The sequence below is a fragment of the Chungangia koreensis genome (assembly GCF_042651785.1).
Lineage (GTDB): Bacteria > Bacillota > Bacilli > Bacillales_A > Planococcaceae > Chungangia > Chungangia koreensis.
Genome location: NZ_JBHSEC010000019.1, coordinates 54,094 through 66,265 on the forward strand (window position 1 = coordinate 54,094; position 12,172 = coordinate 66,265).

The window sequence follows — 12,172 nt, forward strand, 5'->3', positions numbered from 1 at the left end:
AAAGGAGGCAGTTCATAAAATCCCTTTCTATTGGCGGTCCGGCGATCATAGCATGCTTCATGCTGTAGACCCGTAACTTTGCGTCCCCACTTTTCAATGAGTTTGCCTTTTACAAATAGTTTTTTAGACTCACGACTATCGATTCACTTAATGCCAAATTATCACAATGAAAGCGTTAAATCACCACAATTTTCTAATTTTATTTATAAATGAGTCTTTTGGATTAAAATCGGAATAAACAAAAAAGACTATATATTTTCCATAAAGTCCAAAACCCCGATATTCGGAAGATGCTAATGATCCATGTTTTGAATAATGCAAGGAGATTTTATGAAAAAAAGAAATCCGCCCTCGTATGGATCGGATTTCTTCTCATTAAAACAAATCAGCAAGTATGGAATAAATATAGTAGGCTTCTTCTACACTTCCCGGCTCAATTGCAGCAGCTTTTGGATACTCAAGCGGATATTCATCCCTTTTGTGGAGGAGCATGTCAAGTGCATGCTGATTTGCGTGAAACATTTCATTCGCATTTGCCCTTTCCGAATCCCTAAGTCGCTTGTGCCGTAATGTATTTTTCATAAAAATGTATGCAGCGCTTTGATCAGTAGCGTATTTGTTGAGGTATTTTTCAGCTTCGTCATACTTTTCAAGCTCAATGAGCGAAGCGATTAACGGGTAGCGAGCTCCTTGTTGGTCATCAGGATTGAAGTTGAGTAAATCAATAAATCGTTCGGACGCTTCTTCATAGTAACCCCAATCAAAGAGAAAGATGCCCAATGAGAACAACGCTCGTAAAAAATATCGATTCGGGAGATACGCCCATGGATGTTCCATGTCTTCATTGTAGAATTCATATGATACTTCAATGGCTTTCAGATAATCATCATACGCTTGTCTTGCATTCTTTTCAGACTCAGCCTTATGAAGGAGTACATCCGGGTTATGTGGATCGTTTGCCTCTGCCAACTTCCAATTTTGTTTCCTTAGCTTCTCATTTTCTGCAAAATAGGCCTCATACGCATACTTTTGAGCCTGTTCTTTTGCAGTCTTAGGCTGATAAGGGACGTTCATAAATTGTTTTAACTTCTCTTCTAAATCTTTTTCGTTCTTTGGTTCTTGATCCTTTAGATGCATTTGGATCTCCCAGTTCTTATACTCTGAAAATCTTGGGTAAACACCCACTTCGTAAACCATTTTCGTTTCTGAATTTTTGTCAATCGCATTGGCTGCGTGACTATGATAATAGTCTTCAATTTCTTCCGCATACTTCTGGATGGTGGAAGTGGAGACACCGAATACTTCTGACAAGTCTTTATTGGTCTGGAGATTAGGTAATAAACCATAATCTCTGCCAAAACGTACCGCTGCTGCAATGAGCGCTTCTTTCTTTCTTGGCTTTGGATTTACGCCCATTAAATAAAGTCCGAAAACCGTGAAAATGGTTTCGTCAACAGAATGATATTGTTCCAAATAACTATGTAGATTATAGAGTATTTCATCCTGCTCGGGTGTCAGTTTTTGCTCAGACTTGATGTCCTCTTTAAGGAGTAATAAGCACTCCATCAAATGCTTGCGGAAGAATTCTTCTGAAGTCAGCTTTTCCTTCTTGGCCATTTCCTTCATTTGTACTGTTAAAGTCTTCAAATAGCCAGGAATAAATGCTAATCCACTGGCAACCATATATACATCCTGGCCCTTTCTCTTATCTGGCAAAAGGGTGCCTATTGCAAATTCACCTTTCATCACGCCCACATCCTCGGGAAGCAACACACGATAAGTCTTTCTATCAATTATATTTCTTAGCGTTACGTAATCGTTAAGTTCCACAATTTCCGTAATCACTACTTCCGGATCCATCCATTGTTCGATAATTTCTTTTACGACTGGCCGGGAGATGTTTCGATTCTGTTTCCTTAAATAATCCTGCCATAGATCTTTCCGACGGCTGAATAGATAATGTTCCAAAAAGATTACCTCTACGGCTTCTTCCTCCCATAATCCCTTTAAAGTCACTTGATACTTGGCCAATTCTTTATTGAAATAATGCAACTCTTTTGGGTCCTCTGGATACCCCATTAAATACCGTTCAATAATAGCAATCAACTCTTCGTTTACTACCGCTTCAATTGAAACAACGTTTTTCGCACCGTGACATTTTTTGAACTTTTTCCCGCTTCCACATGGACAAGGGTCGTTCCGTCCAGCGTTAAACTCCATCTCCTCTCTCCTTCCTTTTTCTATTATCATAGCAAAGTTGATGGTAGAGTAAAAAATCCGACCCTGTATGGATCGGATTAACTTATTTTATTTCCACACGCCCAGGCAATATTGATAGATTGCACCAGTAGCTAAGCAGTCCCCAAGTGCATCATGGGCATCATGCTCGAGTTGCAAGTAGTGTGTTAAGGTTGTGAGTTTGTGATTCGGTGTTTCTGTAATAATTTTTCGAGCGAGCTTAACCGTGTCAATTACGGAGTACTCAGGAATGGTGACCCCGTCTTTTCCGTCCAGTGCATACAGGAACCCCATATCGAATGACGCATTATGCGCCACAATCGGGAGATCGCCGATGAAATCGAGTAAATCGTGAATCGCCCGGTCAATCGTCGGTGCGTGCTCGACCATTTCATTTGAAATACGGGTAAGTTGTGTAATCCGGGAGGAAATCGTCCGCTCCGGATTGACGAGCATATTGAGCTTATCCACACGTTCATGGTTGAAGTATTTTACCGCTCCGATTTGGATGATTTGATCGGAACCGGCACGAAATCCGGTCGTTTCAAAATCGAGGACGACATAGTCTTTCGCTTTCCTTGTCGTCATCTTATATTTCTTTGGCTTCGTCTGTGTACGAGACCAGTAGTTTTGACGTGTTTTTTCTGTGATGATTTCAGATGCAGTCTTCTTTACCATTCCCTCACCTCATCGATGGCCATATTTACTGTCAGTATGACAGATTCTGGGCGAGAATGGAAATAGTTTAATAGATTACTTGTCTTCCAATACCGGTTTCATGTATTGGTGGTAATAGGTCTTGATTTCATCCGCATACTTCTGAATGGTCGATGTCGATACCCCGAATTGGTCCGCCAGCTGTTTGTTCGTCCAATTGTTCGGCAGGAATTCTTCATCTTTACCAAAGCGGATTGCCGAAGCCAAGAGCGCTTCCGGCTTTTTCGCGTTCGGGTCGTATGCCAATAAATAAGCACCGAATGTGATCAGCAGTTTTTCGCTTTGCACTTCATTGGCATCCAAGAATTCAGCCAACTTGCTGACGAGCTCTTCTTGAGCTGGGTTGATGCTCTGCTCTTCTTCGACTATGTCCTTCACGAAGATCAGGCAGTCGAGCATGTGCTGCTGATAAAATTCTTGAGTTGATAGCTTCTCTTTTTTCGCAAGCTCCCTCATCTTTTCTACTGCGCCCTTCACGAAAGCTGGCATATAGGAAATTCCCGCGGTCCCGATATATGTATCTGAACCTTTTCGGATATCTTTCAAATAAGTGCCAATTGCATATTCGCCCTTCGACGCCTCAATCCCCTCGATTTTTGCGAGGCGGAATGTTTCTCGGCTGACGACATCTTTCAGGGTAAGGAATTCCTGTTCCACTGCAGTCACTTCAGCAATTGTAATTTGAGGAGTTGTCCAATGCGCCAACACTTCTTTGATGATCGGACGGTTAGATTGTTGGATTTCCTTCTCGATATAGTCATTCCAAGATTCCTGCTGTTGGATGAATAAATAATATGTAATGGGCAGCGACTCGGTAGCTTCATCTTCCCAAAGCCCTTCCAACTTACTTTTCCACTCTGCAACAATTTGTTGCAGTTCTTGGACATCCCGTTCACCTGCATATCCAAATAGATAGCGTTCCATGATTGCGGATAATTCATCATCAATCACTGCATCGACCGAAGCCGTATTTTCTCTTCCATGGCATTTCTTAAACTTCTTCCCACTGCCGCACGGACATGGGTCATTCCTTTCGGCAATATACATACAATTCACTCCTAATACAGTTTGGTCCATCTTGCATTATAGGGGAGGAATCGCAAGAGTAAAAGAACAATAGGTGGGATAGATGGATTGAAATGTAAAAAATGATTCTAAAGTATAATAAATAGTTTTAATTCGAGACATTTTATTTGAAATTACCTAAAAAGAGGCATAGCATTGTCAGTAGCAACACAAATCCCATTTAGGAGGCATCATAATGAACTTACAAGATAAAGTAGCAGTTGTAACAGGTGGCGCATCGGGAATCGGTTTAGCGACAGCAAAAGCATTTTTGGATAAAGGTGCCAAAGTGGTAATTGCTGATTACAATGAAGAAGCTGGCAACGCCGTTGAAAAACAACTAAAAGAAACTTACGAAAACGTGAAGTTCGTACAAACGAACGTTGCAGATGAGCAAGCTGTTGAAAACGCTGTAAAAACGGCGGTTGATACATTTGGTCAATTAGATGTCATTTTCAACAATGCCGGGATTGGTATTCAAAAACCTACTCATGAACTTACAGACGAAGAATACAAACGTGTCATCGCTGTGAACCAAGACGGCGTGTTCTATGGCATTAAATATGCACTACGTGAAATGCTGAAAACAGGTGGCGGTGCGATCATCAACACATCCTCCATTTTAGGAACTGTTGGTGAACCAAATTCCATCCCTTATGCAGCAAGTAAAGGTGCCGTTAATTTAATTACAAAATCCGTTGCATTGGAATATGCGGACCGCAACATCCGTGTGAACGCTGTTGCTCCTGGCTTCATCGAATCCGGTTTGGTCAACAAAGAAGCATTAGGTGATTTCTACGATGGATTAGTGGCAAAACACCCAATCGGTCGACTCGGCGCTCCGGAAGAAATTGCTCATGCCGTTGTGTTCCTTGCTGAAAACGATTTTTTCACAGGTACAACAATCCACGTGGATGGCGGTTATACTGCGAAATAATCATAACAAAAGCTTATTGAGAGAGAGGAATCTTCTGCAGATTCCTCTTTTTCTTTGAAGAATCCATTAAGAAAGCCATCCCGCGGTCCTCGGGATGGCTACTTTTGATTGATTTCTACTTACAATACTGGTCCTCGCGTATCTTCATCTACAAGCACTAAAATCTTGCCAGCTTCGAAGTACTCATTGTAACGTTTTGCTTCATCTTCTGGAACACCCATACCGATCAATGCACCGGCTAAGCCACCTACACCTGCTCCAGCAGCTGCACCAGTTAGACCCGCAACAATCGGTCCTGCTGCGACGACCGGTCCAATACCCGGAATCGCCAATGCGCCAAGTCCAGCTAACACACCGCCAATACCGCCGAGTGCACCACCTGTAGCCGCTCCCGTAACCGCGCCTTCCGCAACATTCGTACCCGTTTCATCCGTTACCGTTGCTGCTTCCTCGCTGCTTTTACTAATTACCGAGATGTCTTCCGAGCGATACCCTTGACGCTTTAAATCCTCAATCGCTTCAATTGCTGCTGTTTCCGTGTCATAATAACCTACTACTACTTTTGCCATTCTTAAAACCTCCCAAATTTGATAATACCTTTTCGAGATATTTATAAATTACCCGTGAGAAGGATTCATAAACATCGGGAGAAGTTGTTGGTCTATTCAAGGATGGTTGGATTTTTTGGGATGGTTGGAATCTTTTGTGGAATGGTTGGAATCTTTGAGTACTTGGTTGGACTCTTTTTGAAATGGTTGGAATCTTTGAGTACTTGGTTGGAATCTTTTGTGAAATGGTTGGAATCTTTTATGAAATGGTTGGAATCTTTTATGAAATGGTTGGAATCTTTTATGAAATGGTTGTAAAGTTTTCACTTATTGTTGGAAACCATCATAAAAAAACCATTTTGCAGTGGCAAAATGGTTATCTTAATGAAAATTTACTACTAAATTGATATTTTCTTGCCTTACTATTGCCAATGGCCTCTAACTTTGATTTTTTCAAAAGATAATTAGCAGCATATTTATCTTTCAGTCCAAGCCATTTTCGACACTCTTCATTTGAGATTGTGGTTTTCATTAGAATAAGCCAATCTTCAATTGCTCGTACTGAAGCTTTCTCAACGATAATTAAGCATGAATTACACCACCACGTCGCTTGACTTTGTTTTTGTAAATGAGACCCGCATTTTCTACAAATAACACCTGTTCGGATTAAGTTAGGGTCCAATCTATAGTACTCACATAAGGGAAAAGCCATATAGGGATCATTTGATGCTTTTAGTAAGTTAGCTAAAAGCTTTACATTCTCATCACTTATTACAGCCGGATAGTTCTTGTTCAATTCCCGAATTCGAAAGGGAACTTCTTCTGCTTGAATAAGTTTAATTAGTTTCGGCGCAGTTCTAACTTGAGCTGTTGGAAATCCTAACACTATGTTTGCGTATACCGGTAAATTGAAACCATGACGGTTCAACCATTCCTTTATTCCTTCTATATAACTTCGAGCTTGAAGTTGAGGGCATCTTCGAACAAAGGAATCCTCGTCATTAATCTGAATGAGAGTGTAGGGATCTTCTTCAAAATGTAAAATTCCTCTATATGATTTTATTTCTAATATGAGAATGTAGCGATTTGTAATGATTAAAGTATCAATTTGGATAAACCATTGGGGATTTATTTGGATGTTAATGTCTTGAAGAACAATTAACTGTGGAGTGGGGGAAATTTTTGAAAGATGGCGGTCTACATTGGATTCACCGTTGTAGCCTGCCCTTATTGAATCGTATCTTCTAAAGACATTTTGATACTCACTTGATGTCGGATTCAAGCGAAGAAGTAATCTCTGAGTTGCTGGCAAAATAATAGGTTCTCGCCGCAGTGTAACGAAATCTATTACCTCCTTATGTTCAATTACTTAAACCATAGCAAAGATTGGCATACTATTCAATTGGATTTTGAATTATTTGATAGTTGACTGCTGGTGGTTGGAAAGTTTGAGGCTTTAGTTGGAATCTATATGCACTTCGTTGGAAACTTTCTGAAATGGTTGGAATCTATGAGCACTTCGTTGGAATGTTTGAAGAAATGGTTGGAATCTTCCCCATTAATAAAACCCCGGCATAGCGCCGGGGTACCACTTTGAATTAATAGATAGTTGACTGCTGGTGGTTGGAAAGTTTGAGGCTTTGGTTGGAATCTATATGCACTTCGTTGGAAACTTTCTGAAATGGTTGGAATCTATGAGCACTTCGTTGGAAACTTTCTGAAATGGTTGTAATCCTCCCCCCATCATATCCCTCTCCCAGCAAGCCTCCGCGCCTTAATCGTCTCCAAATTCATAAACACCAAACTCAACACCATCAAACACAAGCCCACTCCAATTCCCCAGTGCAGTGGTTCACCTAAGATCAGCACTCCTAATGTAATCGTCACGAATGGGGCCATGAAGGTGACCATGAGTGCAACTAATGGTCCGCCATTGGATGTGATCCAGTAGAAGATCATGTAGCCCAATCCTGAGCAGAGGCAGCCTAATACTAAAATTGGTCCTAACACGCTCATATCAGCGAGTTCCAAAATGGCTCCAGGCTGGACGATCAAACTCAATACTCCATTCAAGATCATCGACACGAGCATGGTCCAGAATCCTAACACGACGGATGGGACGTCTTTATAATTCCGGCCGACCAACAATGAATTCATTGCGTAACACACTGTCACAAAGAGCATTAGCAATGCATGACCAAAGGAAAAGCCGCCGCTACTGGAGCCGCTCGACGTGACAAGCAAAATCACAACAGCCACAAAGCCTATTCCTAAGCTCATCATTTGTGACCAGACTGGTTTCATTTTAAATACAAATACTGAAAACACAACAGCGAATAGTGGTGTCGTTGCGTTCAAGACTCCACTCACGGTCGTATCAATCCCTTGCAGCGCCATAGCCAGTATCGTCCATGGAATAGCCGCGCCCAACGACACTGCACCGACAAATTTCCACCCTGGCCGCCAGTTGAATTTGCCCGGCATCCGCAATACCAACGGGAGCAAAATCAGTAGCCCAAATATACATCGTATGAAGACAATTGACGGCGGATCAAATACATCTAACAGGCCTTTGATCCATAGGAATGAAGATCCCCATAGTAAACTTAGCAATAAAAGCATTAAGACAGGTTTCATTTAGAAACCTGCCTTCAATTCTGGTTGTGCGCCCATTTTCGTGACGACAAATCCGGCCACCTGGTTTGCGTATTTCACTGCTTCGCTAATTGAATCACCACGGCAGAGTGCTACAGCCAATGCTCCGTTAAATGCATCTCCTGCACCTGTCGTGTCAACCGGCTCCACTTCTACAGCATCAATCCAGCCAAATTCTGTTTCATCTTGATAAAACGCACCTTTGGAACCTAATGTCACGACGACCGCTCCGACTCCTTTAGCCAACATGACGTCGCACGCCTTTCGAAGCTCCACCTCATCAACCGGATCGATTCCTGTCAATTGCTTCAATTCCGTTTCGTTTGGCGTCAAGATGGTGACGTTCCGTAATAGTTCGTCTGGCAGTTCACGAGCGGGTGCGGGATTCAATATAACCGTTTTCCCAGCACGTGCCGCGATGCCCGCAGCCTTTGTTACACTTTCAAGTGGAATCTCCAGTTGCAATAACAACGCATCGCTCGTCCGAAGTACGTCCATTTCCTGTTCCACTTGGTTCGGCGTCACGAGGAAATTGGCGCCTGGGAATAAAACAATGGAGTTCTCACCGGAATCGGATACTTGAATGATGGCCTGCCCGGTCGAGCCTTGGCGACCCACTAAATCCGTTCGCACATTTTTAGACTCCATGTTTTCGATTGCCTGCTCCCCGAAAGCGTCCGCTCCTACCTTGCCGATGAACCGGACGTTTGCACCTAACTGGCCGGCAGTAACCGCTTGGTTTGAACCTTTTCCTCCGAAATGAATCGAGTGAGAGGTACTATGAAGCGTTTCCCCCTCCCTTACGATATGTGGGACCCGATAAACGAGGTCGATATTTATGCTTCCAACTACTGTGATGTTCACGTTCTCTCGCCCCTTCACGGATGTATGTTCTTGAGTATGGCTGTAATGAGCTGCGGCTTTGTGAGCAACCCTCCATCAATGCCTAACAGTGAAGCCATATTAGCGACTGCCGGGGGCTTCAGCATACTTTCGTCCAACACTTCCGCGTTGTAGAAAACTGTATCAGCAGACTCGTCCGCAATTAGTCGACGGTTCGCCATGACGACAATTCGTTCGAAGTGCTCCGTAACGAACTCCATGTCATGCGTGATCGTAATGACCGTCTTGCCGCGCTTCTCCAATTCCTCCAACATATTTGCCAATAGATTAAGGCCAGTCTTGTCTTGACCTGCAGTTGGTTCATCTAAAATGATGACGTCCGAATCCATCGCCAATACAGAAGCAATTGTGACGAATTTCCTTGTCGAGTATGGAAGGTTGTATGGATTCTCTTCACGTTCATCGAAGACGCCGCAAAGTTTCATTGCCCATTCTGATAATTCGTCGACACGATCCTCGTCATATCCCATATTCTTCGGACCAAAACGGACTTCTGATTCCACATCATTATGGAATATTTGGTCGTCCGGATTTTGGAAAACGTAGCCGACTTTCCGTGATACTTGCGCAGTTGTATGCTCTTTCGTATTCCAGTCTCCAACATAGACGTCGCCTTCAGTTGGTTTCAATAACCCATTCATTAACTTTACCGCAGTTGTTTTTCCTGCACCGTTCTGTCCGACGATGGCGACACGCTGGCCAGCTGGAACAGATAGAGTTAAATTATCAACCGCCTTCGTCCCATCCGGATAAGTGAAACTAACATGATCTAACCGGATTTCAGCCATTGTGCACACCTTCTTTCTTCCATGTGATGCTGTCTGCGAGCTCTTCGTCGCGGATTGGTACATAGTTCAACGGAACGCCTGCTTCCTGCAGCTTCAGCGCCACTTCCGTTACATGAGGATATTGAACGTTGTACTCTGCATACTTAGGATTGCCGAACACTTCACGTGCCGGTCCATGCAACACGACTTCCCCGTCATGTAACACAATCAAATCATCTGCGTACTCAGCGATCAAATCCATCTTATGTTCCACTAAAATAATGGTCTTCCCGCGCTCTTTCATGAGACGGATAATATCGAAGACGTGCTCTGTACCAATCGGGTCGAGCTGTGATGTCGGTTCGTCAATCACTAAAATATCCGGGTCCATGACAATGATCGATGCAAGTGCTACACGCTGACGCTGCCCACCGGATAGCTCATTCGGGTTTTTATTCCGAAGATGTGTAATTTTAACGAGTTCCAGCATCTCATCTACGCGTCCACGGATTTCCCCGACATCGACGCCCAAATTCTCAAGCCCGTATGCCACTTCGTCAAATACCGTGTCCTTAATTCCCGAGATTTGAATGAATGGATTTTGGAACACGTAACCGATTTTTTCACCTAAATGCCCAAGCTGGTATTCGAGCATATTCTTCCCGTCGATGACAACTTCCCCTTCTAAATCGCCCTTATAGAAGTGAGGTATGAACCCGCGCACCGTATTGCACAATGTCGTTTTCCCAGATCCATTATTGCCGACAATTGCCGTAAAACTTCCCTTCTCAATGGAAAGGTTGATGTTCTTCAACACATTCTCGTCGCCAACTGGATAGCGATACGAAACGTTTTTCATTTCAATAATCGGATTCATGACATCACCCTCCAGACGATGAGTAGGATTAAGATGATTAAAAAAGCTATTGGCAAGATGCGGTCTGCAGAACCTTTTGTCAACTTATGGAGGCTTGTCTTTTTCACTGGAGCAGAAAATGCACGCGATTCCAATGTGATGGCACGCTCTTCCGTACTTGCAATCGATGACAAGATTAACGGTGTCAATGTTGGAATAAAAGCCTTCGCACGAACCATGAGCGAACCTTCCGTTTCCACTCCACGCGTTTTTTGCGCTTCCATGATCGTGTTCATTTGTTTTTTCATTTCCGGAATGATCGTCAATGTCGATAGCACAACGTATGCGCCCATTGGCGGTAAGCCGATATCTTCAAGCGATTTGACGAAGTCTTTCACTTCTGTCACACGGAAAAAGAGAATGAACGCCGCCCCGATCGCTAATATTTTCGAAGTTAAACTTAAGCCGTAAAGTAGACCCTCTTCGGTCCACTGGAAAATCCACCATTCACCTAATACGTTTTCTCCAGGATAGAAGAATAATTGCATCAGGAACACGATGATCAGTAAAATGACAAGAGCCTTCAGTGTCAGGCTAATAAATTCTTTAAACGCTTCGCTTCCAGCGAGCAATGCTAAAAGTGTCAGCACCGGGAACCACGCATAAGCAAAACCATAATGTGGGATGATGAAAACGGAAATCCCGACGAATAAAACGAAAAACAGTTTGGTCATAGGGTGTAAGCTTAGTATAAAGTTCTGTTTCACCACGAAACCTCCTTTAACCGGGTCATCCCGATTTAATGGATAAGAATCTGCCCGCGTTCCCGAAGGTGCTGCACAGATTCTTATCATCGGGCAAGCGCCCGTTAGGTATTATTTGTTGCCACGTTTCATGTATAGGTAACCGTAGTTCATCTTAGATAGGTAACGGTCAGACATTTGCTTAACAATAAAGAACACAATGAGAACAGATACAATTTTGTCGATAATTTCACTAATGAATGAAGATGAGAACACCGCTGTCCAAATTTCCTGTCCGGAAGCAAGGAACGCAGCTGTAATAATGGAAGATGAAGAACCTGATGCTCCTCCGAATACTAAAACAGTGATTGGTGCAGATACGATCACGCCGATTAATGTAATGATCAAACCAGAAACTAACACTTTCGGAATAGATTTAAAGAATCCACCTTTCGACAAGAAACCAGCTGCAAGACCGATTGCCGCAGAAGTAATCGCGTAAGGAATGAATCCAGGATTGAAAATACCATTAATCAAGTTCGTCACAACACCTGTCAGCAAACCGACCCAAGGACCAGCAATAACCCCTACTAAAATCGTTCCGATCGTATCAAGGAAAATCGGGATACGTAATGTGTTCGTTAGTGTGAATCCAACGATGTTAATTGCAACCCCGATCGGAATCAAAAGCATTGCCATCATATTAAAATCATCTTTAAAACTACGTTTCATTTCAATTTCTC

Annotated in this window: 11 protein-coding genes, 1 pseudogene and 1 riboswitch; of the genes and pseudogenes, 1 reads left to right on the forward strand and 11 read right to left on the reverse strand. The window is 42.9% G+C overall.

Translation table 11 applies throughout. The features are described from left to right. Positions 1–29: 29 nt before the first annotated feature. Positions 30–117: riboswitch (cyclic di-GMP riboswitch) on the reverse strand. 2,019 nt (positions 118–2,136) lie between these two features. From ACFOZY_RS09385 to ACFOZY_RS09395, 3 genes and pseudogenes are all read right to left on the reverse strand, one after another. Then, positions 2,137–2,211 (reverse strand): annotated as a pseudogene (locus ACFOZY_RS09385) (SEC-C metal-binding domain-containing protein); the annotation flags it as partial. Positions 2,212–2,307: 96 nt separating this feature from the next. Further along, a complete protein-coding gene (locus tag ACFOZY_RS09390) occupies positions 2,308–2,916 on the reverse strand; it encodes a 3'-5' exonuclease (protein WP_378154672.1) in 609 nt (202 codons plus the stop codon). A 75-nt stretch (positions 2,917–2,991) separates the two neighbouring features. Further along, complete coding sequence (locus tag ACFOZY_RS09395; RefSeq protein WP_378154674.1) at positions 2,992–4,002, reverse strand: YecA family protein; 1,011 nt, start codon at positions 4,000–4,002, stop codon at positions 2,992–2,994. Positions 4,003–4,216: 214 nt separating this feature from the next. Between ACFOZY_RS09395 and ACFOZY_RS09400 the strand changes: the two genes are divergently transcribed. Then, positions 4,217–4,957: an SDR family NAD(P)-dependent oxidoreductase gene (locus ACFOZY_RS09400; RefSeq protein WP_378154676.1), complete on the forward strand. Its 741-nt coding sequence runs from the start codon at positions 4,217–4,219 to the stop codon at positions 4,955–4,957. A gap of 119 nt (positions 4,958–5,076) precedes the next feature. Here ACFOZY_RS09400 and ACFOZY_RS09405 read toward each other — a convergent pair whose 3' ends face one another. The 8 genes from ACFOZY_RS09405 to ACFOZY_RS09440 all read right to left on the reverse strand — a co-directional run bounded on the left by ACFOZY_RS09405 (position 5,077) and on the right by ACFOZY_RS09440 (position 12,161). Beyond that, positions 5,077–5,526: a general stress protein gene (locus ACFOZY_RS09405; protein WP_378154678.1), complete on the reverse strand. Its 450-nt coding sequence runs from the start codon at positions 5,524–5,526 to the stop codon at positions 5,077–5,079. A 355-nt stretch (positions 5,527–5,881) separates the two neighbouring features. Beyond that, complete coding sequence (locus tag ACFOZY_RS09410) at positions 5,882–6,787, reverse strand: nuclease-related domain-containing protein (protein WP_378154680.1); 906 nt, start codon at positions 6,785–6,787, stop codon at positions 5,882–5,884. A 461-nt stretch (positions 6,788–7,248) separates the two neighbouring features. Further along, positions 7,249–8,142 (reverse strand): DMT family transporter, encoded by an 894-nt coding sequence (locus tag ACFOZY_RS09415; protein WP_378154682.1) that lies wholly within the window; start codon positions 8,140–8,142, stop codon positions 7,249–7,251. Beyond that, positions 8,143–9,024, reverse strand: a complete 882-nt coding sequence (rbsK, locus tag ACFOZY_RS09420) for a ribokinase (RefSeq protein ID WP_378154685.1) — start codon at positions 9,022–9,024, stop codon at positions 8,143–8,145. A gap of 14 nt (positions 9,025–9,038) precedes the next feature. Further along, entirely contained in the window at positions 9,039–9,851 is an 813-nt protein-coding gene (locus ACFOZY_RS09425; RefSeq protein ID WP_378154687.1) for an energy-coupling factor ABC transporter ATP-binding protein, read from the reverse strand. After that, complete coding sequence (locus ACFOZY_RS09430) at positions 9,844–10,707, reverse strand: energy-coupling factor ABC transporter ATP-binding protein (RefSeq protein ID WP_378154689.1); 864 nt, start codon at positions 10,705–10,707, stop codon at positions 9,844–9,846. Before ACFOZY_RS09430 ends, ACFOZY_RS09425 begins: the two co-directional genes overlap by 8 nt. Continuing rightward, positions 10,704–11,453, reverse strand: coding sequence for an energy-coupling factor transporter transmembrane component T (locus tag ACFOZY_RS09435; RefSeq protein ID WP_378154691.1), 750 nt, complete (start codon positions 11,451–11,453; stop codon positions 10,704–10,706). Before ACFOZY_RS09435 ends, ACFOZY_RS09430 begins: the two co-directional genes overlap by 4 nt. A gap of 108 nt (positions 11,454–11,561) precedes the next feature. Next, the gene (locus ACFOZY_RS09440; RefSeq protein ID WP_378154694.1) at positions 11,562–12,161 is read right to left on the reverse strand and encodes an ECF transporter S component; all 600 of its coding nucleotides are present in this window, start codon (positions 12,159–12,161) and stop codon (positions 11,562–11,564) included. Between the last annotated feature and the right edge of the window lie 11 nt (positions 12,162–12,172).

Bases quoted from the DNA above. Each gene is read 5' to 3' on its own strand.
- ACFOZY_RS09395 (WP_378154674.1), bottom strand. From the start codon at position 4,002: ATGTATATTGCCGAAAGGAATGACCCATGTCCGTGCGGCAGTGGGAAG.
- ACFOZY_RS09400 (WP_378154676.1), top strand. From the start codon at position 4,217: ATGAACTTACAAGATAAAGTAGCAGTTGTAACAGGTGGCGCATCGGGA.
- ACFOZY_RS09440 (WP_378154694.1), bottom strand. From the start codon at position 12,161: ATGAAACGTAGTTTTAAAGATGATTTTAATATGATGGCAATGCTTTTG.
- ACFOZY_RS09405 (WP_378154678.1), bottom strand. From the start codon at position 5,526: ATGGCAAAAGTAGTAGTAGGTTATTATGACACGGAAACAGCAGCAATT.
- ACFOZY_RS09425 (WP_378154687.1), bottom strand. From the start codon at position 9,851: ATGGCTGAAATCCGGTTAGATCATGTTAGTTTCACTTATCCGGATGGG.
- ACFOZY_RS09430 (WP_378154689.1), bottom strand. From the start codon at position 10,707: ATGAATCCGATTATTGAAATGAAAAACGTTTCGTATCGCTATCCAGTT.
- ACFOZY_RS09415 (WP_378154682.1), bottom strand. From the start codon at position 8,142: ATGAAACCTGTCTTAATGCTTTTATTGCTAAGTTTACTATGGGGATCT.
- ACFOZY_RS09390 (WP_378154672.1), bottom strand. From the start codon at position 2,916: ATGGTAAAGAAGACTGCATCTGAAATCATCACAGAAAAAACACGTCAA.